The sequence below is a fragment of the Micromonospora jinlongensis genome, assembly GCF_013410645.1.
Taxonomy (GTDB): domain Bacteria; phylum Actinomycetota; class Actinomycetes; order Mycobacteriales; family Micromonosporaceae; genus Micromonospora; species Micromonospora zamorensis.
The window spans coordinates 5,170,516-5,193,023 of record NZ_JACCHK010000001.1; the positions used below are offsets into that span (position 1 = coordinate 5,170,516).

The 22,508-nt window shown below is 70.8% G+C and carries 23 protein-coding genes; 9 read left to right on the forward strand and 14 right to left on the reverse strand.

Annotated features, from left to right (window positions below; translation table 11 throughout):
• Window positions 1-22 precede the first annotated feature (22 nt).
• Together HNR22_RS23245 and HNR22_RS23250 are read left to right on the forward strand one after the other, a co-directional pair.
• A complete protein-coding gene (locus tag HNR22_RS23245; RefSeq protein ID WP_179782117.1) occupies window positions 23-757 on the forward strand; it encodes an SCO6745 family protein in 735 nt (244 codons plus the stop codon).
• Window positions 758-865: 108 nt separating this feature from the next.
• Window positions 866-1,777 carry a GNAT family N-acetyltransferase gene (locus tag HNR22_RS23250; RefSeq protein WP_343059936.1) on the forward strand — a complete coding sequence of 304 codons (912 nt, stop codon included), beginning with the start codon at window positions 866-868 and terminating at the stop codon, window positions 1,775-1,777.
• Window positions 1,778-1,852: 75 nt separating this feature from the next.
• On the opposite strand, the gene HNR22_RS23255 is transcribed toward HNR22_RS23250, so the two are convergent.
• Window positions 1,853-2,308 (reverse strand): gamma-glutamylcyclotransferase family protein, encoded by a 456-nt coding sequence (locus HNR22_RS23255; protein ID WP_030486670.1) that lies wholly within the window; start codon window positions 2,306-2,308, stop codon window positions 1,853-1,855.
• A gap of 106 nt (window positions 2,309-2,414) precedes the next feature.
• Here HNR22_RS23255 and HNR22_RS23260 point away from each other — a divergent pair, with 106 nt between their 5' ends.
• Window positions 2,415-3,818 (forward strand): NAD(P)H-quinone dehydrogenase, encoded by a 1,404-nt coding sequence (locus HNR22_RS23260; RefSeq protein WP_088946173.1) that lies wholly within the window; start codon window positions 2,415-2,417, stop codon window positions 3,816-3,818.
• Window positions 3,819-3,869: 51 nt separating this feature from the next.
• Here the strand turns inward: HNR22_RS23260 and HNR22_RS23265 are convergent, their stop codons facing one another.
• From HNR22_RS23265 to HNR22_RS23280, 4 genes are all read right to left on the reverse strand, one after another.
• Window positions 3,870-4,520 (reverse strand): DUF998 domain-containing protein, encoded by a 651-nt coding sequence (locus tag HNR22_RS23265; RefSeq protein WP_179782119.1) that lies wholly within the window; start codon window positions 4,518-4,520, stop codon window positions 3,870-3,872.
• 138 nt (window positions 4,521-4,658) lie between these two features.
• Entirely contained in the window at window positions 4,659-4,991 is a 333-nt protein-coding gene (locus HNR22_RS23270; protein ID WP_141907871.1) for a helix-turn-helix domain-containing protein, read from the reverse strand.
• A complete protein-coding gene (locus HNR22_RS23275; protein ID WP_099850468.1) occupies window positions 4,988-5,356 on the reverse strand; it encodes a type II toxin-antitoxin system RelE/ParE family toxin in 369 nt (122 codons plus the stop codon). Before HNR22_RS23275 ends, HNR22_RS23270 begins: the two co-directional genes overlap by 4 nt.
• A gap of 44 nt (window positions 5,357-5,400) precedes the next feature.
• Window positions 5,401-6,021, reverse strand: a complete 621-nt coding sequence (locus HNR22_RS23280) for a VTT domain-containing protein (protein ID WP_179782120.1) — start codon at window positions 6,019-6,021, stop codon at window positions 5,401-5,403.
• A 508-nt stretch (window positions 6,022-6,529) separates the two neighbouring features.
• Between HNR22_RS23280 and thrS the strand changes: the two genes are divergently transcribed.
• Complete coding sequence (gene thrS, locus HNR22_RS23285) at window positions 6,530-7,762, forward strand: threonine--tRNA ligase (RefSeq protein ID WP_343060049.1); 1,233 nt, start codon at window positions 6,530-6,532, stop codon at window positions 7,760-7,762.
• A 39-nt stretch (window positions 7,763-7,801) separates the two neighbouring features.
• On the opposite strand, the gene HNR22_RS23290 is transcribed toward thrS, so the two are convergent.
• The 4 genes from HNR22_RS23290 to HNR22_RS23305 are packed head-to-tail and all read right to left on the reverse strand — an operon-like array spanning window position 7,802 to window position 12,585.
• Window positions 7,802-9,907: an ABC transporter ATP-binding protein gene (locus tag HNR22_RS23290; protein ID WP_425488073.1), complete on the reverse strand. Its 2,106-nt coding sequence runs from the start codon at window positions 9,905-9,907 to the stop codon at window positions 7,802-7,804.
• The gene (locus HNR22_RS23295) at window positions 9,904-11,637 is read right to left on the reverse strand and encodes an ABC transporter transmembrane domain-containing protein (protein WP_179782122.1); all 1,734 of its coding nucleotides are present in this window, start codon (window positions 11,635-11,637) and stop codon (window positions 9,904-9,906) included. Before HNR22_RS23295 ends, HNR22_RS23290 begins: the two co-directional genes overlap by 4 nt.
• On the reverse strand, window positions 11,631-12,113 hold the full coding sequence (locus HNR22_RS23300; RefSeq protein ID WP_179782123.1) for a MarR family transcriptional regulator: 483 nt from the start codon (window positions 12,111-12,113) through the stop codon (window positions 11,631-11,633). The genes HNR22_RS23295 and HNR22_RS23300 overlap by 7 nt, the downstream gene beginning before the upstream one ends.
• 25 nt (window positions 12,114-12,138) lie before the next feature.
• Window positions 12,139-12,585: a DoxX family protein gene (locus HNR22_RS23305; protein WP_179782124.1), complete on the reverse strand. Its 447-nt coding sequence runs from the start codon at window positions 12,583-12,585 to the stop codon at window positions 12,139-12,141.
• A gap of 83 nt (window positions 12,586-12,668) precedes the next feature.
• Between HNR22_RS23305 and HNR22_RS23310 the strand changes: the two genes are divergently transcribed.
• Window positions 12,669-13,226, forward strand: coding sequence for a TetR/AcrR family transcriptional regulator (locus HNR22_RS23310; protein ID WP_179782125.1), 558 nt, complete (start codon window positions 12,669-12,671; stop codon window positions 13,224-13,226).
• 113 nt (window positions 13,227-13,339) lie between these two features.
• Here HNR22_RS23310 and HNR22_RS23315 read toward each other — a convergent pair whose 3' ends face one another.
• Entirely contained in the window at window positions 13,340-14,779 is a 1,440-nt protein-coding gene (locus HNR22_RS23315; RefSeq protein ID WP_099850479.1) for a GuaB1 family IMP dehydrogenase-related protein, read from the reverse strand.
• Window positions 14,780-14,861: 82 nt separating this feature from the next.
• A complete protein-coding gene (locus HNR22_RS23320) occupies window positions 14,862-15,458 on the reverse strand; it encodes a LysE family transporter (protein ID WP_179782126.1) in 597 nt (198 codons plus the stop codon).
• Window positions 15,459-15,527: 69 nt separating this feature from the next.
• Between HNR22_RS23320 and HNR22_RS23325 the strand changes: the two genes are divergently transcribed.
• A complete protein-coding gene (locus HNR22_RS23325) occupies window positions 15,528-16,421 on the forward strand; it encodes a LysR family transcriptional regulator ArgP (protein WP_179782127.1) in 894 nt (297 codons plus the stop codon).
• A gap of 74 nt (window positions 16,422-16,495) precedes the next feature.
• Here HNR22_RS23325 and HNR22_RS23330 read toward each other — a convergent pair whose 3' ends face one another.
• On the reverse strand, window positions 16,496-18,247 hold the full coding sequence (locus HNR22_RS23330; protein WP_179782128.1) for an ATP-binding protein: 1,752 nt from the start codon (window positions 18,245-18,247) through the stop codon (window positions 16,496-16,498).
• A 139-nt stretch (window positions 18,248-18,386) separates the two neighbouring features.
• Between HNR22_RS23330 and HNR22_RS23335 the strand changes: the two genes are divergently transcribed.
• The 3 genes from HNR22_RS23335 (at window position 18,387) to HNR22_RS23345 (ending at window position 20,932) form a co-directional block, all read left to right on the forward strand.
• A complete protein-coding gene (locus HNR22_RS23335) occupies window positions 18,387-18,998 on the forward strand; it encodes a PadR family transcriptional regulator (RefSeq protein WP_179783689.1) in 612 nt (203 codons plus the stop codon).
• Window positions 18,999-19,122: 124 nt separating this feature from the next.
• Window positions 19,123-20,082, forward strand: coding sequence for an ATP-binding cassette domain-containing protein (locus HNR22_RS23340; protein WP_179782129.1), 960 nt, complete (start codon window positions 19,123-19,125; stop codon window positions 20,080-20,082).
• Window positions 20,083-20,176: 94 nt separating this feature from the next.
• Window positions 20,177-20,932 carry an ABC transporter permease gene (locus HNR22_RS23345; protein ID WP_088946186.1) on the forward strand — a complete coding sequence of 252 codons (756 nt, stop codon included), beginning with the start codon at window positions 20,177-20,179 and terminating at the stop codon, window positions 20,930-20,932.
• Window positions 20,933-21,081: 149 nt separating this feature from the next.
• Here the strand turns inward: HNR22_RS23345 and HNR22_RS23350 are convergent, their stop codons facing one another.
• Both HNR22_RS23350 and HNR22_RS23355 read right to left on the reverse strand, forming a co-directional pair.
• On the reverse strand, window positions 21,082-21,735 hold the full coding sequence (locus tag HNR22_RS23350) for an O-methyltransferase (protein WP_179782130.1): 654 nt from the start codon (window positions 21,733-21,735) through the stop codon (window positions 21,082-21,084).
• Complete coding sequence (locus HNR22_RS23355) at window positions 21,732-22,400, reverse strand: Maf family nucleotide pyrophosphatase (protein WP_179782131.1); 669 nt, start codon at window positions 22,398-22,400, stop codon at window positions 21,732-21,734. The genes HNR22_RS23350 and HNR22_RS23355 overlap by 4 nt, the downstream gene beginning before the upstream one ends.
• Between the last annotated feature and the right edge of the window lie 108 nt (window positions 22,401-22,508).

Below are 22,508 nucleotides of genomic sequence, written 5' to 3' on the forward strand. Positions count from 1 at the left end.
GCTGGTCGACGGTGGCGCGCGAATGACCCCGGAACAGGCCGCCGCGGCCAGCAAGCCAGTCGTGCTCGACCTCGGCGACGCGTTCAGCCGGGACCCGGTCACGTTGCGCCGGGCCCGGTTGCTCGGCATCTCCGGCTGGGCCTTCTACATCGGTGGCCGGGCCGGTGCCCTCGGCGATGTGCACGCCGAGACGGCCGCCGCCGCTCTCGGCTTCATCGCCCCGGACGCGGTCGCCGACGGTTGGGACGCGGCAGGCCGGGTCGTGCCCCCGTTCGAGGTGGCCGCCGCGAGCCTCGCCGAGTGCTGTCGGTGGGGGGCGCAGCAGCTCGGCGCTCTGCCCGGCACCGAGCGCCTGGCGACACTCGTCGAGCGGGCGGTGGTCGCCGCGGATGCCAGCGGGATGCCGCTCTTCGCCGCCTGGCGGGCCATGCCCCTGCCGGACCTCTCCCCGGGCGCCCGCACCGCCGCCGGGCTGCGGCTGCTCCGCGAACACTTCACCGGCGCCTACCTCCTGGCGGTCCGCGCCGCCGGGATGACCCCGCTGGAGGCCGTGCTGTCCGGGCCGGAGGGGGAGGCCGGGGCGGTGGCCTGCGGCTGGTCGCCGCCGTACCCGCCGATCGGGCCGCTGGTGCGTCGGCGGCTCTGGGCGGAGGCCGTGACCAACAGACTGGCCGCGCCGGCGTTCACGGCTCTCGGCCCCGCCGACGGCAACGAGCTGGTCGAGTTGCTGCACCGCACCCGGGCCCACCTCGCCTGAGCCTCCCGCCAGCGAAAAATGGGGGGCGCCCGACGAGGTGGGCTGCCAGGATGTTCTGCCGTGACTCTTCCCGCTGGTTGGACAACGCGCAGGCCCACCCTCGACGACGTGCCCGCGATCCTGGCGGTGGTGCACGCCGCCGACACCTTCGCCATCGGCCATCCCGACTTCGACGCCGAGGACGTCGCCGCGTCACTGACCGCCCCCTACTTCGACCCGGCCCGGGATTCCTGGCTGGCGGTCGACCCGGAGGGCGACGTGGTTGGCTGGGCGACGGTGGACAACCCCACCGGGGTCGGCCGGGAGTTCGTGGAGATCTACGTCGACCCGGTACGCGCCGCGACCGTCCGGGCGCCGCTGCTGGCCCGACAACTGGACCGGGTCGCCGAGCGGGCCGCCGAGCGGGGGCTGCCGTCGCTCACCGTCCGTTGCGCGGTCTTCGCGCCGGAACGTGACTGGGAACGGAGCCTGCGCGAGGTCGGGTTCACCCTGGTCAAGAGGTACGTCCGGATGAGCGGGCCGCTGACCGACCTGCCCGAGCAGCCCGCCCGGCCGTCCGGTGTGACGGTGCGGCAGGTACGCCCCGACGACGAGGCCGACCTGCGGGAGTTCCACCGGATCACCGAGACCGCCTTCGCCGACACCGCCGATCACGAGCCGGTGTCGTACGAGCGGTGGCGGGCCCGGATCGGTGACCTGAACGCCTGGGACGAGTGGTTCGTCGCCGAGGTGGACGGGGTGGCGGTCGGCGCGTTGCAGTCCTCGGACCAGGCGCTCGACCAGCAGCAGGGCTGGGTGAAGAGTCTCTCGGTGCTGTCCGCGTACCGTCGCAGGGGTGTGGGTGCGGCGCTGCTGCGCCGCGCCTTCGCCCGCTACGCCGAGAAGGGGCGGCAGTCCGTCGGTCTGGGTGTGGACCTCACCAACCCGACCGCCCCGCTGTCGCTGTACGAGTCGGTGGGCCTGCGGGAAATCCTGTGGACCGACATGTACGAGCTTTCCGTCCCGGCCGCCGGTGTGTGATTGACGACCCCGGTCGGGCCCGACCGGGGATCCGGTCGACGGCGGTAGCAGACTGGGAGTGTGCGATACGCGCTGCTACGCCGACGCGGTGCCGGTGGGGCGGGCCCGCAGCTCGGTGACGTAGTCGTCCGGGGCGCCCGCCTTCTCGGCGGCGTTCGCGATCTCGGAGAGATACCACGAGGTCGGAAGGCCACCCTCGTACCCGTTGAAGACGTAGATCCACGCGGTCACGTCCCCGTCGAGGGTGGAGACCCGGACGTGCAGCTTGCGGTACGTGCCGGCGGTCACCCCCTCGAGCTCGTCGAGCTGGCCCGCGTCGTAGGGGTGGATGTCGTAGAGCGCCACGAAGACCCGGTCACCGGGAGACTCGACCAGGGTGCTCACCGCGCCCTCCCAGCCGATCACGTCCGCCCCGGCGAAGGTCAGCCGCCAGCCTTCCAGCCAGCCGGTGCCCACCATCGGCGAATGCGGACAGTAGGCGCGCATCCGGGCAGGGTCGAGATTTGAGCCGTAGGCGGCGTGATGACGCACGGCGATGACGATAGCCCGGCGGACGGGTGGGGGAGAATACGACAGTGCGTGTCGAATGCGCTCAGGAGAAGAAAGTCACTGTGAGCATGGACGAAGGGCGAACGCTGTGAGCCAGATCGTGATCATCGGTGGGGGGCCGGCCGGGTACGAGGCGGCTCTGGTCGCCGCCCAGCTGGACGCCGATGTCACCGTGGTGGAGGCAGACGGTGCCGGTGGAGCCTGCGTGCTCTCCGACTGTGTGCCGTCGAAGACCTTCATCGCCAGCTCGCAAGTGGTGACCGGTTACCGCGACACCGAGGAGTTCGGGGTGCACTCGGACGGCCTGGAGGCGGTCACCGTCGACGCCCGGGCGGTGCACGAGCGGGTCAAGCGGCTGGCGTTGGCGCAGTCCGCCGACATCCACGCCAAGCTGCTCAAGGCGGGCGTCACCTTCGTGGCCGGCACCGCGCGGCTCGGCGAGGACTCCCTCGGGCACACCCACCGGGTCGTCGTCACCCCCGCCGACGGGGGCGAGGAATACTCCATCGCCGCGTCGACAGTGCTGGTGGCCACCGGCTCGACACCCCGCCAGTTGCCCACCGCCGTACCGGACGGTGAGCGCATCCTGACCTGGCGCCAGGTGTACGACCTGCCGGAGCTGCCCGAGCACCTGATCGTGGTCGGCTCCGGTGTGACCGGCGCGGAGTTCGCCAGCGCGTACCTGGCGATGGGCGTCCAGGTCACCCTGGTCTCCAGCCGGGACCGGGTGATGCCGCACGAGGACGCCGACGCCGCGTCCGCCATCGAGCGGGTGTTCCGCAACCGGGGCATGGAGATCCTCAACAACTCCCGGGCCGACGCGGTTCGGCGTACCGCCGACGGTGTCGAGGTGGAGCTCTCCGACGGCCGAAAGGTGACCGGGTCGCACGCGCTGATCACGGTCGGATCGATCCCGAACACGGCGAACCTGGGCCTCGCCGAGTACGGGGTGGAGCTGGGCCGGGGCGGCTACGTGACAGTCGACCGGGCCTCCCGGACCAACGTGCCCGGCATCTACGCCGCCGGCGACTGCACGGGCGTGCTGCTGCTGGCCAGTGTCGCCGCCATGCAGGGCCGGATCGCCATGTGGCACGCGCTCGGCGAGGCGGTTCGCCCGCTGCGCCTGCGGACCGTCGCGGCGAACGTCTTCACCGACCCGGAGCTGGCGACCGTGGGTGTCTCGCAGGACGAGGTGGACGCGGGCAAGGTGCCGGCCCGGCAGGTGATGCTGCCGTTGTCCGGCAACGCCCGGGCCAAGATGGACGACCTCTCGGACGGCTTCGTGAAGCTGTTCTGCCGTCCGGCCAGCGGTCAGGTGATCGGCGGTGTGGTTGTCGCCCCGAAGGCCAGCGAGCTGATCCTGCCCATCACCATGGCGGTGGAGAACAACCTGACGGTCAACGAGCTGGCCCAGACCATCACCATCTACCCGAGCCTCTCCGGCTCGATCACCGAAGCAGCACGCCAGCTGATGCTCCACGAGCTGGAGTAAGCCCCCGCCCCCGCCCCCGCCCGGGTCGATCATGGAGTTGTGGTGGCTGGTTCATGCGGTCAGGCCCCTTTTGTGGGGCACCACAACTGCATGATCGACTGCGATGGCCCGGGTTTGGGCCACCGCCACCGTGGCCAGGACGGCTACCTCGGTGAGGATGAGGAGGCGTTCGGCCAGGCCGATGAGCATCCGGTCGCCGGGGTAGGCGGACCAGATCATCGCCGCCGCCAGGGCGAGGCTGAGCAGGACGAGGGTTCGTAGCGTCCGGGCGGTGGGGGCCAGGGCCGGCCGGCGGGCGAGCAGCCAACCGCTGACCGGGAGTGCCAGGAAGGCGACCACCGAGGCGTACCGGTGCAGGTAGGCGGCCGTGGTCATGGCGGTGCCCGGCTCGTTCGTCGGCACCACGGCGGCCAGCAGCAGTCCACCCACCCATGCGCCGAGCAGCAGTTCGGCCGTTCGACCCGAGCGCGATCGGGGTGGGCCGGGGCGGCGCAGCCCGTACAGCAACGCCACGGTGGCGAGCGCGAGCACCACCATGGCGATGTCGATGACGCCGCCCCGGTCGGAGACCGCGAAGTCGCTGATGGTCAACGCCCACGGGTTGAGGTCGTCGTTGACTTCGAGGTGGCCGATCACGGTGAGCAGCGCCGCCAGGGCGATCCCGCCCAGGGCCAGCAGGCCGGTACTCCGGGTAACAGGCATGCCTCAGCCTGTCGCCGCGGACACCCCAGCCGGATCCGGGGCAGCCACCGAAATCCTTCCCCGGGACCACCCCTAGGCAACGGCGTCACTGGTCCCGTGCGGCCGCAATCTCCGAGCCCTGAGATGACCTACACCAGGTCAAGCGACGTTCAGGTGGATGTTCCCGATGCGGGCGACGATGTCGAGGTGACCGCCCAGGCCGGTGACGTAGGCGCGGAGGGTTTCCAGGCTGGTGTGCTCGCCATTCTCGATCTGGCTGATCCTCGCCTGGGACAACCCCGCCGCTTCAGCTAGTTGGGTCTGTGTCATCCCCAGCTGCTTGCGGATCTCTGCCAGCTGCGCGCCGCTCACCGATGCCAGCATCTGCTCACGCTGCTGAGCCCGCCGGGCAGCCCGGTCCGGATGTTCCCAGGACGGATCGAGCTCCCGAGCTTTCGCCTTGACGTCCCGCCAATCAGCTCCACCGGTCATCTTTGCGTTTCCTTCAGGCTGGAGAGGTGCTCCTGGAAGCGGTCGTCCGCTAACGGCACCGCCGTCTTGTACCAACTCTGCCACTGACCTGACTTGTCGCCAGCGACCAGGAAGACAGCTTCTCGTACGGGATCGAATGCGAAGATCATGCGAACCTCCGTGGAACCAGCCGAGCCAGGTCGCAGCTCCTTCATGTGGTGGAACGCGCTGCCCTTGAGGCGGTCGACGAGGGGACGCCCGAGTGCCGGCCCGTGTTCGGCGAGGAGGTCGATGGCCTCGCTGATGAGGTCGGCGCTGGCGGTATCCGTCCGACAGAGGTTGAGGAACCACTCCTCGACCTCAGGATGAAGTTTGACGTCCCACATGCAGTCGATATAAGCACAGCTTATACCCGTTGGTCTGGCGACACTCAGTCGATGGGGACTTCGACTGCGGCGGCGGCGCGGGCGTGGCGGGCGCTGACCACTGTCATCGCCCATCCGGCTGCCGCGAACCCGCCCGCGGCGGCGGTGGCGATGATGGCCAACCGCCAGGCCGAATCGGTGAGCGCGGTGCCGCCCAGGTGCCCGACCATCGCGCCGTAGGCGGCCCAACCCGACGCGGCGACCGCCTCGTAGAGCACGAACAGGCGGTACGGGTAGCGGCTGCGCCCGGCCGAGAAGCAGGCCGCCATCCGGCCGCCGGGCACGAACCGGCAGAGCAGGATGACCAGCGGCCCGGGTTGCCGCAGCCCCTGGGTGACCCGGCTGGCCACCCGGCGGGCGCGGCTCACCTCGGCGTGCCGGGGTGGCCGCCGGTCCGGTGCGCTGCGCCCGAGCAGGTAGCAGGCCAGGTCGCCGGCGAACACGCCGAGCGCGCCGACGGCGATGGTGACCGGCAGGCTGAGCCCGCCGTAGACGGTGAGGGCTCCACTGGTGATCATGACGATCTGGGTGGGGATCACCGGGACGAAGGCGTCCGCGATCAGCAGAGCGAGCAGCACCAGGTACGCCCACGTCGGCGATGCGACGTCAGTCAGTAGTTCGGGCACGCCTGCCACCTCGCCGGATGCGGCCGATTGGGTGTCTTGAGCCTGACGGCGTGTCCGCCGTCACCATGGACGGCCCTGGCTCGTCGTGACCGTCGACACGGCCAGGCCACCCAGGTACAACGAGGCGAACCGGCCTCGGGTGACGGGTCCGGTGACCGTCCCACCCGTCCCGGAGCGGTCGGCGGATCGGCGTTCGTCGGCGTACCGTTGTCGGCGCGGCCACGCCCGTCGGGTCCCCCGTTCCTGACGTTTCGGGCCGCCAGGGCCGCCGGCGGGTCCCGCGCCGGCGGCCCACCCCCTGCCCGCCCTCCCACGGTCGTAATTCAGGTGCGTCCTCGACCGCCTGAGACGTAGCGTCGCGGCATGCGCAGTGCGGTAGTGGTGACCACGACGCCGGGTGTCCCCGGCGCGCCGCTCTGACGTAACCACCGTCGACCAGGCCCCGGGGCGATCCGCCCCGGATGGCCGCGCGGCGTTCGGTGTCCAGGTCGCCTCCGGGTCGCACCAGATCCAGGAGCCCGACATGATCGACCACCGCAGGCTCGGCCGTGAGCTGGACCTCTTCGTCTCCGATCCGCTGGCCGGCGCCGGCCTGCCGATCTGGCTGCCGGCCGGCGCCGCCGCCCGGCACGCCGTCGAGGAGTACGTCCGGGAGTTGGAGCGCCGCTCCGGCCACCAGCACGTCTACTCGCCGCCGCTGGGCAAACGCGAACTCTTCGAACTCTCCGGGCACCTCGGCTACTTCGCCGACGACATGTTCCCGCCAATGCGGCTGAGCGCCGACGACGAGTTCGTGCTCCGACCGGCGCTCTGCCCGCACCACGCGCTGGTGTTCCGCGCCCGGGGCCGCTCCTACCGGGAGTTGCCGCTGCGGATCGCGGAGCTGGGCGGGATGTACCGCTCGGAGCGCTCCGGGGTGCTCGGTGGGCTGTCCCGGGTACGCGCCATCTCGCTCAACGACGCGCACACCTTCTGCGCGCCGCAGCAGGTGGGCGCGGAGGTCGCGGAGATCCTCGGTCTGATCCGTGTCGCGCACGCCGCGCTCGGCGTCCGCCCGGCCGGGTTCCGGCTGTCGTTGCGCGGGCCGGGCGAGAAGTACGTCGGCGACGACGCGCAGTGGGCCCGCGCGGAGGATCTGCTCCGCGCCGCGCTGGCCGGGATGGCGTACGTCGAGGCGCCCGGGGAGGCCGCCTTCTACGGACCGAAGATCGACATTCAGATCGTGGACGCGGCCGGGCGGGAGTCGACCATCTCCACCATCCAACTCGACTTCGACAAACCCGAGCGGTTCGACCTGTCCTACACCGGTGCCGACGGCAGCCGGCATCGGCCGGTCATGCTGCACCGCAGCCTGGTCGGCAGCATGGAGCGGCTGTTCGCGTACCTCATCGAGGTGCACGAGGGCGCCTTCCCGGCCTGGTACGCGCCCGTCCAGCTGGTGTTGCTGCCGGTCGACGACGGTCAGGCGGACGCGGCGGCGGACCTGGCCCGGCGGGCCGCCGACGCCGGCCTGCGGGTCGAGGTCGACGCGGCTGGCTCGCTGGGTGCCCGGATCCGGGACGCGGCCCGCCGTCGTGTCCCGTACCTCGGGGTGTTGGGCGCCCGGGAGGCCGCCGATGGTCGCCTCGCGCTGCGCCTGCGCGGCGGCCGTGCCCTGGACCCCATGCCCGCCGAAGCCGCGCTCGCCCTGATCGGCGGGCAGGTCGCCGCTCGCGCGACCGACCTGCTGCCGTCGGACTGACCCGCCCACCGATCGTCTCGCGCGCACGGCCGCCCGACCTCAGACCGACGCCGGTTGGGCGGCCGGTTCCTCGTCGACCACGGCGCCGGTGAACTGGGAGCGGTAGAGCCGGTGGTACGCGCCATGGGCGGCGAGCAACTGCTCGTGGGTGCCCTGCTCGACGATCCGGCCGTTCTCCATCATCAGGATCAGGTCGGCGTCTCGGATGGTGGAGAGCCGGTGCGCGATGACGAAACTGGTCCGGTCCGAACGCAGCGCGGCCATCGCCCGCTGGAGCAGCACCTCGGTGCGGGTGTCCACCGAGCTGGTGGCCTCGTCGAGGATCAGCAGGGACGGTTCGGCGAGGAATGCGCGGGCGATGGTGATGAGCTGCTTCTCGCCGGCGCTGACGTTGCTGCCCTCCTCGTCGATGACGGTGTCGTAACCGTCGGGCAGGCTGCGCACGAACCGGTCCACGAAGGTGGCCCGAGCCGCCGCTAGGATCTCCTCCTCGGTGGCGTCCGGCCGCCCGTAGGCGATGTTGTCCCGGATGGTGCCGCCGAAGAGCCAGGTGTCCTGGAGCACCATGCCGATCCGGCCGCGCAGGTCGTCGCGGCGCATCGTCGTGATGTCCACCCCGTCGAGTGTGATCCGGCCGGCGTCCAGCTCGTAGAAGCGCATGACCAGGTTGACCAGCGTGGTCTTGCCGGCGCCGGTCGGGCCGACGATGGCCACCGTGTGCCCCGGCTCGGCGACCAGCGACAGGTCGTCGATCAGCGGCTTGTCCTCCTCGTAGCGGAACGAGACGTGCTCGAACTCGACCCGACCGTGCGGGTCGACGACCCGGGCGGGCTCGACCGGGTCGGGCGTCTGCTCGTCGGCGTCGAGCACCGCGAACACCCGCTCGGCCGAGGCCACCCCGGACTGGAGCAGGTTGGCCATCGACGCGAGCTGGGTGAGCGGCTGGGTGAACTGGCGGGAGTACTGGATGAACGCCTGCACGTCGCCGAGGCTCATCGTCCCGGAGGCGACCCGCAGCCCGCCGACCACGGCGATCGCCACGTAGCTCAGGTTTCCGATGAACATCATCGACGGCATGATGATCCCGGAGATGAACTGTGCCCCGAAGCTGGCGCGGAACAACTCGTCGTTCTTCGCGTGGAACGCGGCCTCCACCTCACGCTGCCGGCCGAAGACCTTCACCAGCTCGTGACCGGTGTACGCCTCCTCGATCTGGCCGTTCAGCTCGCCGGTGTGCGTCCACTGGGCGATGAACTGCTTCTGCGAACGCTTGGCGATGCGCTGGGTGACCAGCACCGACAGCGGCACCGCGACGAGGGCCACCAGGGCCAGCAGCGGCGAGATCCAGAACATCACGGCCAGCACGCCGACCACTGTCAGCAGCGAGGTGAGCAGTTGGCTGAGGGTCTGCTGGAGGCTGGTGGAGATGTTGTCGATGTCGTTGGTGACCCGGCTCAGCAGCTCGCCGCGCGGCTGACGGTCGAAGTAGGGCAGCGGCAGCCGGTTGAGCTTTTCCTCCACCTCGGCGCGCAGCCGCAGCACGGTGCGCTGGACCACGCCGTTGAGCAGCCAGCCCTGCCACCAGGACAGCAGGCTCGCGGCCAGGTACAGCCCGAGGGCCAGCAGCAGCACCCGCTTCAGGGCGTTGAAGTCGATGCCCGTCCCGGGCACCACGTCCATCCGGGCCAGCATGTCGGCGAAGCTGTCGTTGCCGCTGGCCCGGGCTGCGGCGACGGCCTGGTCGGCGGTGGTGCCGGCGGGCAGTTGCCGGCCGATCACCCCCGTGAAGATCAGGTCGGTGGCGTGGCCGAGGATCTTCGGCCCGGCGACGCTGAACCCGACGCTCACCACCGCGAGGGTGATGATCGCGGCCAGGTGCAGCCGGTGTGAGCGCAGTCGGCCGAGCAACCGGCGGGCCGAGGGCCCGAAATTCATCGACTTCTCGGCGGGCATCCCGGCGCTCATCCATCCCGGGCCACCGCGCTGACCGCCGGGTGGCAGCCGCTTCGGCGTCGGCGCGCCAGCGCCGGTCTCCGGCGCGGTTTCCCCGCCGGGTTGCTGCGCGGTGTCATCCGGCGTCCGTCCGTCGCCGGCCGGCTTCTGACTGGGTACGGCCGGGGTGCGCGTGTTGTCGGGCTCGCTCATGCCGCCACCTCCGCCGTCTGCTGGGAGGCCACGATCTCGGCGTACGTCGGGCAGGTCTCCAACAACTCCGTGTGTCGTCCCACTCCGACGACCCCTCCGTCCTCAAGAACGATGATCTGGTCGGCGTCGATGATCGTGGAGACCCGCTGGGCGACGATCACGACTGCGGACTGCGCGGTGACCGGCCGCAGTGCCGCTCTCAGTCGCGCGTCGGTGCCCAGGTCGAGCGCGGAGAACGAGTCGTCGAAGAGGTAGATCTCCGGTTGCCGGACCAGCGCCCGTGCGATGGCCAGGCGCTGCCGCTGTCCACCGGAGACGGTGGTGCCGCCCTGGGCGATCGGTGCTTCCAGACCGCCCGGCATCTGGGCCACGAAGTCCCGGGCCTGGGCGATCTCCAACGCCGTCCACAGTTCCTCGTCGGTGGCGTCGGGGTTGCCGTACCGCAGGTTGCTGGCGACCGTCCCGGTGAACAGGTACGGCCGCTGCGGCACCAGGCCGATGCGCCGCCACAGCTCGTCCGGTGCCAACTCCCGCACGTCCACTCCGTCGACCAGCACCGCGCCCCCGGTGACGTCGACCAGACGGGGAATCAGGGACAGCAGCGTCGTCTTGCCGGCGCCGGTGCTGCCGATGATCGCTGTGGTGGTGCCCGGGGTGGCCCGAAAGGAGATGTCCCGCAGCACCGGGTCGACCGCTCCCGGGTATTGGAAGCGCACCCCGCGCAGCTCCAACTCGGCTCGGGTGGGCAGGTCGGTGACCGGCTCGGCGGCGGGGACCACCGAGGAGTCGGTGTCCAGCACCTCGGTGATGCGCTCGGCGCAGACCGCGGCCCGGGGCACCATCATCAGCATGAAGGTGGCCATCATGACCGCCATCAGGATCTGCATCAGGTATTGCAGGAACGCGGTGAGCGCGCCGACCTGGATCGCGTTGGCGTCCACCCGCTGCGCGCCGAACCAGAGCACCGCCACGCTGGAGACGTTCAGCACCAGCATGACCACCGGGAAGATCAACGCCAGCAACCGGCCGGTCCGCAGTGCGGTGGCGGTCAGGTCGGCGTTGGCGACGCCGAAGCGGTCCGTCTCGTACGGCTCGCGGACGAACGCGCGGACCACCCGGATGCCGGTGATCTGCTCGCGCAGCACCCGGTTGACCGTGTCGATCCGGGTCTGCATGAGCCGGAAGCCCGGCACCATCCGGCGGATGATCGCGCCGAGCGTGATGGCCAGCACCGGCACGCTGACCAGCATCAGCCAGGAGAGCCCGATGTCCTCGCGCAGCGCCATGAAGACGCCGCCGACGCTCATGATCGGGGCGGCGACCAGCATGGTGCAGCTCATCAGGACGAGCATCTGCACCTGTTGGACGTCGTTGGTGTTGCGGGTGATCAGCGACGGTGCACCGAACCGGGCCACCTCGCGGGCGGAGAAGCGGTTGACGTGCGAGAACAGTCGGGCGCGGACGTCCCGGCCGAAGCCCATCGCGGTCCGGGCGCCGAGGTAGACGGCGGCGATCGAACAGACGATCTGGACCAGGCTGACAAGCAGCATCCAGCCGCCGGTGTGCACGATGTAGTCGGTGTCGCCCCGGGCCACGCCCTTGTCGATGATGTCCGCGTTGAGGCTGGGCAGGTAGAGCGAGGCCATGGTGCCCACGAACTGGAGCAGCACCACCGCCAGCAGCGGTCGTCGGTAGTCGCGCAGTTGGCTGCGCAGCAGTCGGATCAGCACGCCGGATCCTTCGGTTCGGTGGGGCGGCCGGTCATCCGCGGGTCGTCCCCGCTGCCGATGACCTCCAACAGGAACTCGCGGATCACCTGGGCCTTCTCCGGGTCGGCGTCCACCGAGGTGAGCGGGCGTCCGGAGTGCATCAGCGCGCTGAGCGCGGCCACCCGCTCCCGCCCGGCGGGGGTGAGGGCGAGTCGGACGCTGCGTCGGTCGCTGTCGTCGCGCTGCCGCTCGACGAGCCCCTCCCGGGCCAGCGTGTCCACGATGCCGGTGAGGGTCGCCGGGCGCACGAAGCCCTTCTCGGCGACCTCCCGGTGGGGCAGCTCGCCGTGTCGGGCGAGTGTCATCAGGGTGACCATGCCGGCCTGGGTGAGGCCGTGCTCCTCGGCGAGGTAGCGGTTCCACCGCTGCCCGACCAGGTGCCCGGCCACCACCAGCAGTCGGCCGAGCGGCACGTCCTGGAGGGTCACGAGTTCCACGACGGGTAGATTAGCCCCCTGATAGTCAGGGGCCAAACGAAATTGCCGCAGCGGTGGCGACGAACACGATCTGCAGGACCGTGCGCTGCGCGAGCGGGGTGACCGGACGCCCGGCGAGGGTCAGCCTCCGGCGGGCGGCCGAGACGTTGGCCGGGAACATCGCCAGCATGAGCAGGGCGAGACCGGCCGCCGCCACCCGGGCGGTCGCCGGGATCAGCAAACCGACCGCGCCGACCAGCTCCAGCACGCCGGTGAGCGTGACCAGCAGATCCGGGCGGGGCAGGCGCGGCGGAACCATGGCGATCAGGCCTGCTCGGCGCTGACCGACGAAGTGCGCGACGGCGGTCAGCGTGAACATCACGGCCAGCCCGACCCGCAGTGCGGGATGCCAACCGTCCAGCGCGGAGATGCCGGCCAGGCCGGCGAGTCGGGCCAGCGCGGTGCCGACGACCAGAGCGATCAGGGGTGCCATCAAAAACCTCCTCGGCGGAACTTGTCAGTGACAAGATTGCGTGCCCGAGGAACATCTTGTCAATGACAAGATAGGATTGGGGCATGACCGAGACGCGTGCGTACCATCACGGCGACCTGCGCCGCGCCCTGCTCGCCGCAGCTCTGGAGGCCATCGAGGAGGTCGGGCCCGCCGCGCTGAGTCTGCGCGACCTCGCCCGTCGGGCCGGTGTCTCGCACGCCGCACCCACGCACCACTTCGGCGACAAGGCGGGCCTGCTCACCGCGCTTGCCGCCCAGGGCTTCGACCTGCTGGCGCAGAAGCTCATCGACGCGGACGACGTGCTGGAGGCCGGCGTCGCGTACGTCAATTTCGCCGTCACGCACCGCGCGTACTTCGAGGTGATGTTCCGGCCCGAGCTCTACCGGGCCGACGACGCCGAGCTGATCGCGGCCCGGGAGCGCTCCGGCACCGCGCTCCGTTCCGGGGTGGCCACCCTGCCCACCGGTGGCGCCCCCGGTGACACCGACCGTGACGCGCTCGCCGCCTGGTCGATCGCGCACGGCTTCGCCACCCTGTGGCTGGCCGGCGCGCTGCCCGATCGGGTGGGCGACGACCCCCGCAGGGCAGCCCGCGAAGTCCTCCGCCGCCTGGCTCCCTAGCCCCTCCCAGCGTCGATCATGGAGTTGAGGTGGGCGGTTCGCCCGTCGCTGCCCGTTCTGTGAGGCACCACAACTCCATGATCGACCCGGGTGGTGGGTGGTGGGTGGTGGGGTTACCAGCTTGTGGGGAGGGGCATTCCTTCGGTGAAGCCGGCGGCGCTCTGCACGCCGACGATTGCCCGGTCGTGGAACTGCGTCAGGTCCCGTGCGCCGGCGTACGTGAACGCACTGCGCACCCCGGCGATGATCTCGTCGATCAGGTCCTCGACGCCGGGCCGCGCCGGGTCCAGGTGCATCCGGGCCGAGGAGATGCCCTCCTCGAACACCGCCTTGCGGGCCCGGTCGTACGGGCTGTCGTCGGCGGTACGGGCACTGACCGCCCGGGCCGAGGCCATCCCGAAGCTCTCCTTGTACCGCCGGCCGTCCGCGTCGGTGTACAGGTCACCGGGGGATTCGTAGGTGCCGGCGAACCAGGAGCCGATCATCACGTTCGACGCCCCGGCGGCGAGCGCGAGCGCCACGTCCCGTGGGTGCCGCACCCCGCCGTCGGCCCAGACGTGCCGGCCCAACTCGCGGGCGGCAGCGGCGCAGTCGAGCACGGCGGAGAACTGCGGCCGACCCACGCCGGTCATCATCCGGGTGGTGCACATCGCGCCCGGCCCGACGCCGACCTTGATGATGTCCGCCCCGGCCTCGACCAGGTCGCGTACCCCCTCGGCGGTGACCACGTTGCCAGCCGCCACCGGCACCCCCGGATCCAGCTTGCGGACCGCCTGAAGCGCCGAGATCATCCGCGCCTGGTGGCCGTGCGCGGTGTCCACGACCAGCGTGTCCACCCCCGCCTCCAGCAGCGCGGCGGCCTTGCCGGTCACATCACCGTTGATGCCGACCGCCGCGGCGATGCGAAGCCGACCGCGGTCGTCCACGGCCGGCGTGTAAAGGGTCGCGCGCAGCGCACCCTGCCGGGTCAGCACCCCGACCAGCCGGCCCTCGGCGTCCACCACCGGAGCGAGCCGGCGACGGCCCGCCGAGAGCAGGTCGAAACCGGTACGCGGGTCCGCGTCCGCCGGCACGGTGTGCAGCTCGGTGGACATCACGTGCCGCAGTTGAGCGAACCGGTCCACGCCCGTGGTGTCCGCCTCGGTGACCACGCCCATCGGCCGACCGGCGTCGTCGACCACGATCACCGCGCCGTGCGAGCGCTTGGGCAGCAGGTGGATGGCGTCGCCCACGGTCTCGGTCGGGCCCAGCGTGATCGGCGTGTCGTAGACCAGGTGCCGCTGCTTGACCCAGGCGACGACATTCGCCACCACCTCGATCGGGATGTCCTGCGGGATCACCGCGATCGCGCCCCGGCGGGCCACCGTCTCGGCCATCCGCCGGCCGGCGACCGCTGTCATGTTCGACACGACCAGGGGGATGGTGGTGCCGGTGCCGTCGCTGGTGGAAAGGTCGACGTCGAGCCGGGAGCCCAGGTCGGAGCGGGCCGGCGCCATGAAGACGTCGGTATAGGTCAGGTCGTGCGCGGGAGCCGCGCCGTGTAGGAACCGCACTCGGCCCATCATCCCCGCTCGTGGAGCGTCCCGCCGCCGGTGGTCGTGGAAAACACTCCCGTCGACGCCGCGTCAGAGCTGGTCAGCCCACCAGGAGCGCCACGGCGAGCCCGGCCATCACGACGGCGATGACCGCGTCCAGCACCCGCCAGGCGCCGGCACGGGCGAGCAGCGGCGCGAGGCGCTGCGCGCCGACGCCGAGGGCGGTGAACCAGACCCCACTGGCCAGGGCGGCTCCGGCACCGAACACCCACCGGTGCGGGTGCTGCTGGGCGACCCCGCCGAGCAGCAGCACGGTGTCCAGGTAGACGTGGGGGTTCAGGTAGGTGAAGGCGGCGCAGGCGAGCAGGGTCGCCCCCAACGTGGCCGGCGGCCGCTCGGTGGGCAACAGGGCGCCGGGACGCAGCGCGCGGCGGGCGGCGAGCGCCGCGTAGCAGAGGAGGAACGCCGCACCGCCCCACCGGATCGCCGCCAGGAGGCCCGGCCGACCCGTCACCAGCGTGCCGACCCCGGCGACGCCCGCCATGATCAGTAGCGCGTCCGACGCGGCGCAGGTCAACACCACGGGTACGACATGCTCGCGGCGCAGGCCCTGACGCAGGACGAAGGCGTTCTGGGCGCCGATGGCGACGATGAGGGCGATGGAGATCGAGAAGCCGGCGACGGCGGAGGTGAGCACGGATCGACGCTAAAGCTGTCGACAGCCACCAGTCCAACTAAAGATTCTGACGCAACTTAAGCTCTGCTGATGAACGGTCTCGACTCGACGCAGCTGCGGACGCTCGCCGCGGTGGTGGCGGAGGGCAGCTTCGACGCGGCGGCCCGGCTGCTGCACGTCACGCCGTCGGCGGTGAGCCAACGGATCAAGGCACTGGAGGAGACCGTCGGCCAGGTGCTGGTCCGCCGCGCCCGACCATGTGTGGCGACCGACGCCGGCCGCCCGCTGCTGCGCCTGGCCGGCCAGCTCACGCTGCTCGAACGGGAGGCACTGGCCGACGCCCGCGGCCCGCTGGCCGGTGGTGGCCGCGTCCGGGTCGCCGTGGTGGTCAACGCGGACTCACTGGCCACCTGGTTCCCCGCCGCGCTCGCCCGGTTGCCGGAGCTGGCCGAGCTCTCCTTCGACCTGCGGCAGGACGACCAGGACCACACCGCCGAGCTGCTCCGGGACGGTTCGGTGACGGCGGCGGTCACCGCCCAGCGGGAGGCCGTGCAGGGCTGCCGCGTGCTGCGGCTCGGGGCCATGCGCTACCGCGCGCTGGCCACACCGGAGTTCGCGTCGGCCCACTTCGTCGGAGGTCTCACCGCGTCCGCGCTGGCGGTCACGCCGCTGATCGTCTTCGACCGGAAGGACCGGGTGCAGCACCGCTTCATCCGTGCGGTGGCGGGCCGACCGCTCGACCCGCCGCTGCACTACGTGCCGTCGGTGCCGGCCGTCAGTGAGGCCGTCCGGCTCGGGTTGGGCTGGAGCATGGTGCCGGAGCAGATCGCCGAGGCCGACCTGGCCGCCGGTCGCTGCGTCGACCTCGCGCCGGGACGATACCTGGACGTCCCGCTCTACTGGCAGCACTGGCGACTGGAGTCGGACGTGCTGAACGCCCTGACCGCCGCCGTCCGCGCGGTCACCGCCGAGAGCCTGCGCTGACCGCCGACCCTGTCTCACCCGCTACGTCGGGCCGATCGCCCGTCGCGGCCGTCAGAGGTCTTCCGGGCAGCCGCTCAGGCGATGGTGCAGATGGCCGCGCCGGCGGTGATCACGGCACCGACCTCGGCCGCGAGCCCGCTGACCGTGCCCGCCTTGTGGGCGTGCAACGGCTGCTCCATCTTCATCGCCTCCAACACCACCACCAGGTCGCCCTCGGCCACGGTGTCGCCGTCCGCCACTGCGATCTTGACGATGGTGCCCTGCATCGGTGAGGCGAGAGTGTCGCCGCCGACCGGAGCGCCGGCCTTGGCACCGCCACCGCGCCGGCTCGCCTTGCGGGAGGCGGGTGCCGCGGTGGTCGTACTCCCGCCGAAGCTGGCGGGGAGGCTGACCTCGAGGCGCTTGCCACCCACCTCGACCACGACGGTCGCGCGTTCGGCCGGCGCCTCGGCGGCGCCGGCGGCGGCGGTGAACGGCGGCACGGTGTTGTGGAACTCCGTCTCGATCCACCGGGTGTGCACGCTGAACGGCTCGGCGGTGAACGCCTCGTCCCGCACGACCAGCCGGTGGAACGGCAGCGCGGTGGCCATGCCGTCGAGGACCATCTCGTCCAGCGCGCGACGGGCGCGCTCCAGCGCCTCGGTCCGCGTCTCACCGGTGATGATCACCTTGGCGAGCAGCGAGTCGAAGTTGCCGCCGATCACGTCGCCGGCCGAGATGCCGGTGTCGACCCGCACACCCGGGCCGGTGGGCAGCCGGAGTGCGGTGACCGTGCCCGGGGCTGGCAGGAAGTTGCGGCCCGGGTCCTCGCCGTTGATCCGAAACTCGATGGAGTGCCCACGCGGCGTCGGGTCCTCGGTGATCCGCAGCTTCTCACCGTCGGCGATCCGGAACTGCTCGCGGACCAGGTCGATGCCGGCGGTCTCCTCGGTGACCGGGTGCTCGACCTGGAGTCGGGTGTTGACCTCCAGGAAGGAGATGGTGCCGTCCACGCCGACCAGGTATTCGACAGTGCCGGCGCCGTGGTAACCGGCTTCGCGGCAGATCGCCTTGGCGCTGTCGTGGATCTGGGCCCGCTGGGCGTCGGTGAGGAACGGCGCGGGAGCCTCCTCCACGAGCTTCTGGTGCCGACGCTGCAACGAGCAGTCCCGGGTGCCGACCACGATCACGTTGCCGTGCTGGTCGGCGAGGACCTGCGCCTCGACGTGCCGGGGCTTGTCCAGGTAACGCTCGACGAAGCACTCGCCCCGGCCGAACGCCGCGACCGCCTCCCGGGTGGCCGACTCGAAGAGCTGCGGGATCTCCTCCATCGTCCGGGCGACCTTCAGGCCGCGTCCACCACCACCGAAGGCGGCCTTGATGGCGACCGGCAAGCCGTGGTCGACGGCGAACGCCATCACCTCGTCCGGGTTGGCCACCGGGTCCGGGGTGCCCGGCACCAGCGGAGCGCCGGCGCGCTGGGCGATGTGCCGCGCGGTCACCTTGTCACCCAGGTCCCTGATCGCCTGCGGGGTGGGACCGATCCAGGTCAGCCCGGCGTCGATGACCGCCTGGGCGAAGTCGGCGTTCTCGCTGAGGAAGCCATAACCCGGGTGTACGGCGTCGGCGCCAGCACGGGCGGCGACGTCGAGCAGTTTGTCGATGCGCAGGTACGTCTCGGTCGCGCTGTCGCCACCGAGCGCGTACGCCTCGTCCGCGAGGGTGGCGTGCAGGGCGTCACGGTCGGAGTCCGCGTACACGGCGACGCTGTCCAGACCGGCGTCGCGGCACGCACGGATCACCCGGACGGCGATCTCGCCGCGGTTCGCGATGAGTACCTTGCGCACCTTCGTGGCTCCTCCCGGGCAGGTTACTGACGGGGAGTGTATCGGCCACCCTGCCGACCCTAACGATCGCTCAGTGTGGGATGTGGCACTGACATTAGTAAAACTTGGCTATTACGCTTATCGGGTGTCTTCAACTCGGATGATGATCCTCGGTCTGGTGCGGTGGATGCAGCCGGTGCACGGCTACGACGTGCGCCGCGAGCTGTTGAGCTGGAGCGCCGACAAGTGGGCGAACGTGCAGCCTGGATCGATTTATCACGCCCTGCGCAAGCTCACCGAGGAAGGCCTGCTCCGCGCCGTCGCCACCGAACAGGTCGGTGCGCGCCCGGCCCGCACCACCTACGAGGTCACACCCAAGGGAGAGGAGGAGTTCGAGACGTTGTTGCGCAACCTCTGGTGGAACTTCTCCGAGCCGATCGACCCGTTCACGGCGGCTTTCTCCTTCCTGCCCGCGATGCCCCGGCCCGAGGCGGCGGCGGCCCTGCGCAACCGGGCCAACCTGCTGCGAGCCGGAATCGAGTCGATGCGGGCCTCGCTTGGCTCGGACTGGGTGCGCAACACCAGGCCGGTGCACGTCGGGTGGATGTTCGAGCTGTGGTCGGCGCGAGCGGAAGCGGAGATGACCTGGTGCGAACGGATCGCGGAACGCATCGAATCCGGTGTGTCGTACCTGCCTGCTGAACTGGAGAACGCGGATGGTTGGTCAGGTTGGCGCAACGGCGATGGGCGACGCGAAGCACAACCGGAATAATCAACGTTGACTAAGGAAGCTATATCGCGTTAGCCTGCTGTCGGCACAGCGGGGGGAGTGCGCCGTCCGGCGTCGTCCCACTTGACGGCCGGCTTCGACCCGGCCCGACCGACCAGGAGCAGAGATGATCGAGACCAGGGGGCTGCGGAAGTCCTTCCGCTCCCGCGCGGGTCGAGAGACGAAGACGGTGGACGCCGTGCGGGGCGTCGACCTCAAGGTCGCCGAGGGCGAGATCTTCGGCTTCCTCGGCCCGAACGGCGCAGGCAAGACCACCACCCTGCGGATGCTCGCCACGTTGATCGAGCCGGACGGCGGCGACGCCACCATCGCGGGCGCCGACCTGCGGAAGGACCCGGCCGAGGTGCGCCGACGGATCGGCTACGTCCCGCAGGGCGGCAGCACCTGGGACGAGTCCACCGCCCGCGAGGAGCTGGTGCTGCACGCCCGCATGTACGGCATCAGCAAGGCCGACGCGCAGCGCCGCGCCGCCCGCGCGCTGGACGCCTTCCAGCTCACCGAGTACGCCGACCGCAAGTGCAAGACCTACTCCGGTGGTCAGCGCCGGCGGGTCGAGATCGCGCTCGGCATCATCCACGAACCGAAGATCGTCTTCCTGGACGAGCCGACCACCGGCCTCGACCCGCAGAGCCGCGCGCACATGTGGGACGAGATCCGGCGGCTGCGCAACGACGGGATGACCGTCTTCATCACCACGCACTACCTGGACGAGGCCGACGCGCTCTGCGACCGGATCGCGATCATGGACAACGGCGAGATCGTGGCCGAGGGCACCCCCGCCGAGCTCAAGCGGGAGATCTCCGGCGACGTCGTGCTGGTCGGTCTCGACCTGGCCGCCACCCCACAGGCAGCCCAGTCGCTGGACGGCGAGGCGTACGTCAACAAACTGGAGACCGTCGACGAGGGCGGCCTGCGCCTCTACGTCGACGAGGGCGCCACCGCCATCCCGCAGGTGCTGCGCCGACTCGACCACGCCGGCCTGGAGCTGCGCTCGATCGAGCTGCACCGACCCAGCCTGGACGACGTCTTCCTCACCAAGACCGGCCGCTCGCTGCGCGAGTCCTGACCAGCAGCGGGCCGGGCTCTTCTACCCGCACCGCTCGCTGCGCGAGTCCTGACCACCGCTCGCTGCGCGAGTCCTGACCATCCGGAGACTTCTCATGAAATTCGCCCGTGACACGTGGCTGATCTTCCAGCGGCAGACCCAGTTGCTGCTGCGCAACCCGGTCTGGGTCTTCGTCGGCGTCTTCCAGCCGGTGATGTACCTGCTGCTCTTCGCCCCGCTGCTCAAGCCAGCCCTGAACGCACCCACCCAGGCCGCCGCCTACAAGATCTTCGTACCCGGTCTGCTCGTCCTGCTGGCCATTTTCGGTGGCCTGTTCCAGGGGTTCGGCCTCATCGCCGAGCTGCGAGCCGGGGTCATCGAACGCTCACGGGTCACCCCGATCAGCCGACTCGCCCTGCTGCTCGGCCGCTCGCTGCGCGACGTGGTCTCACTTCTCGTGCAGGCCGTCATCATCACCCTGTTGGCGCTCCTGTTCGACCTGCGGGTGTTCATCGGTGACCTGCTGCTGGCGTACCTGATGCTCGCCCTCATCGCCCTCATGACCTCGGCCGTCTCCTACGGCGTGGCGCTCAAGGTCAAGAGCGAGGACGCGTTGGCCCCGCTGATGAACACCGTGGCGCAGCCGGTGCTGCTGCTGTCCGGCATCCTGCTGCCGCTGACGTTCGCGCCCGGTTGGTTGCAGGGCATCGCCGACTGGAACCCGTTCTCCTGGGCGGTCGACGGCACCCGCGCGTTGTTCGCCGGTGACCTGGGCAGCGACAAGGTCTGGCAGGGCCTGAGCATCACGGCGGTGCTCGCCGTGCTGGGCGTCTACTGGGCCGCCCGCCAGTTCGCCCGCAGCGTCCGCTGACGCTGGCCTGCCTGGCGCTGGCCTGCCTGGCGCTGGCCTGGCTGCCTGGCTTGCCTGCTTGCCCTTGATCGACTCGGTTTCCTGGAAGTCGGGGTGTCCTACCGCGTGGGATGCCGCGACTTCCAGGAACTCGAGTGGATCATCGCCGTTCAGCGCACCCGGGCGAGGGTGAGGCCGTCCGCGATCGGCAGCATCACCGGGTCCACCCGTACGTCGGCGAGCACCTCGTCGTTGAAGGCGGCGATGGCCCGGTCGCCTTCGTTCTGTGGCGCGAGGACCCGCCCGCCGCGCAGGACGTTGTCGACCGCGATCACTCCACCGGGCCGCATCCGGGGCACCAGCTCAGCCCAGTAGACCGGGTAGCCCGTCTTGTCGGCGTCGATGAACGCAAAGTCCAGGTGGCGCTCGTGCGGCAACTCCCGCAACGTCTCCCCGGCGGGGCCGGTCCGCAGGTCGATCCGGTCCTGCACACCGGCACGCGCCCAGTAGCGCCGGGCGATGCCGGTGAACTCCTCGGAGACGTCAAAGCAGGTCAGTTTCCCACCGTCGGGCAACCCACGGGCGATCGCCAGCGACGACAGCCCGGTGAACGTGCCGACCTCGACGGCCTGCCGCACGTCGAGGAGTCGGGTGAGGAAGGTCAGGAAGGCCGCCTGCTCCGGGGCCACCTGCATGGAGGCGTGCTCCGGCAACACCGACCGGGTTTCCTCGGCCAGGTCCTGGATGATCTCGTCCGGCGGAGCGCCGTGTGCGACAAGGTACGCGTGCAGCTCATCGGTGAGCGGGATCGACTTGGTGGTCATGACCGGACGTTACCGAGTGGCTCGACAGATTGGCCGCCCGGCGCGACCTTCGTCCAGAGGTCGGTGATCCGCAGATCGAGTTCGGCCAGGAGGCGGCGCAGCAGCGGCATCGACAACCCGACCACCGTGCCCGGGTCACCCTCGATCCGCTCCACGAACGCCCCGCCGAGCCCGTCGATCGTGAACGCTCCGGCCACGGCCAGCGGCTCGCCACTGGCCACGTATGCGGCGATCTCGTCGTCACTGATGTCGGCAAAGTGGACGGTCGTCGAGGCGACCGCCTCCGCGCGCCGCCCGGCGACCACGTCGATCAGGCAGTGCCCACTGTGCAGAACACCGCTGCGCCCCCGCATCCGCAGCCAACGCCTGGTCGCATCCGCCGGGTCCGCAGGCTTACCGAGGATCTCCCCGTCGAACGCCAGCACCGAATCGCAGCCGATCACCAGCGTCCGCTGATCGTTGGCCGGGCTCAGCCGGGTCAGCACCGCCTGGGCCTTGAGCCGCGCCAATTCCAGGCACAACTCCTCGGCCCGGTCGGTCACCACCAGGGATTCGTCCACCCCGCTGACCAGCACGTCCGGCTCGATGCCAGCGGCCTGGAGGGACTTACGACGGGCAGGGCTCGCCGAAGCGAGCACGAGGCGGAGCGGCAAAGAGTCAGACACAAGCCCGACGTTACCGCCAAGCCCTCCACCACCACCCAAGACCAACCGTGACCACCTCGGCTTTCTTGATCGACTCGTGTTCCTTGAAATCGCGGTGTCCTGCTGGCC

What these genes read in the sequence shown, in the direction of transcription:
- HNR22_RS23245 (WP_179782117.1), top strand. Translation starts at nt 23, where the DNA reads ATGACCCCGGAACAGGCCGCCGCGGCCAGCAAGCCAGTCGTGCTCGAC.
- HNR22_RS23265 (WP_179782119.1), bottom strand. Translation starts at nt 4,520, where the DNA reads ATGCCTGTTACCCGGAGTACCGGCCTGCTGGCCCTGGGCGGGATCGCC.
- HNR22_RS23270 (WP_141907871.1), bottom strand. Translation starts at nt 4,991, where the DNA reads ATGACCGGTGGAGCTGATTGGCGGGACGTCAAGGCGAAAGCTCGGGAG.
- HNR22_RS23275 (WP_099850468.1), bottom strand. Translation starts at nt 5,356, where the DNA reads ATGTGGGACGTCAAACTTCATCCTGAGGTCGAGGAGTGGTTCCTCAAC.
- HNR22_RS23290 (WP_425488073.1), bottom strand. Translation starts at nt 9,907, where the DNA reads ATGAGCGAGCCCGACAACACGCGCACCCCGGCCGTACCCAGTCAGAAG.
- HNR22_RS23305 (WP_179782124.1), bottom strand. Translation starts at nt 12,585, where the DNA reads ATGGCACCCCTGATCGCTCTGGTCGTCGGCACCGCGCTGGCCCGACTC.
- HNR22_RS23310 (WP_179782125.1), top strand. Translation starts at nt 12,669, where the DNA reads ATGACCGAGACGCGTGCGTACCATCACGGCGACCTGCGCCGCGCCCTG.
- HNR22_RS23325 (WP_179782127.1), top strand. Translation starts at nt 15,528, where the DNA reads ATGAACGGTCTCGACTCGACGCAGCTGCGGACGCTCGCCGCGGTGGTG.
- HNR22_RS23335 (WP_179783689.1), top strand. Translation starts at nt 18,387, where the DNA reads ATGATGATCCTCGGTCTGGTGCGGTGGATGCAGCCGGTGCACGGCTAC.
- HNR22_RS23340 (WP_179782129.1), top strand. Translation starts at nt 19,123, where the DNA reads ATGATCGAGACCAGGGGGCTGCGGAAGTCCTTCCGCTCCCGCGCGGGT.
- HNR22_RS23345 (WP_088946186.1), top strand. Translation starts at nt 20,177, where the DNA reads ATGAAATTCGCCCGTGACACGTGGCTGATCTTCCAGCGGCAGACCCAG.
- HNR22_RS23350 (WP_179782130.1), bottom strand. Translation starts at nt 21,735, where the DNA reads ATGACCACCAAGTCGATCCCGCTCACCGATGAGCTGCACGCGTACCTT.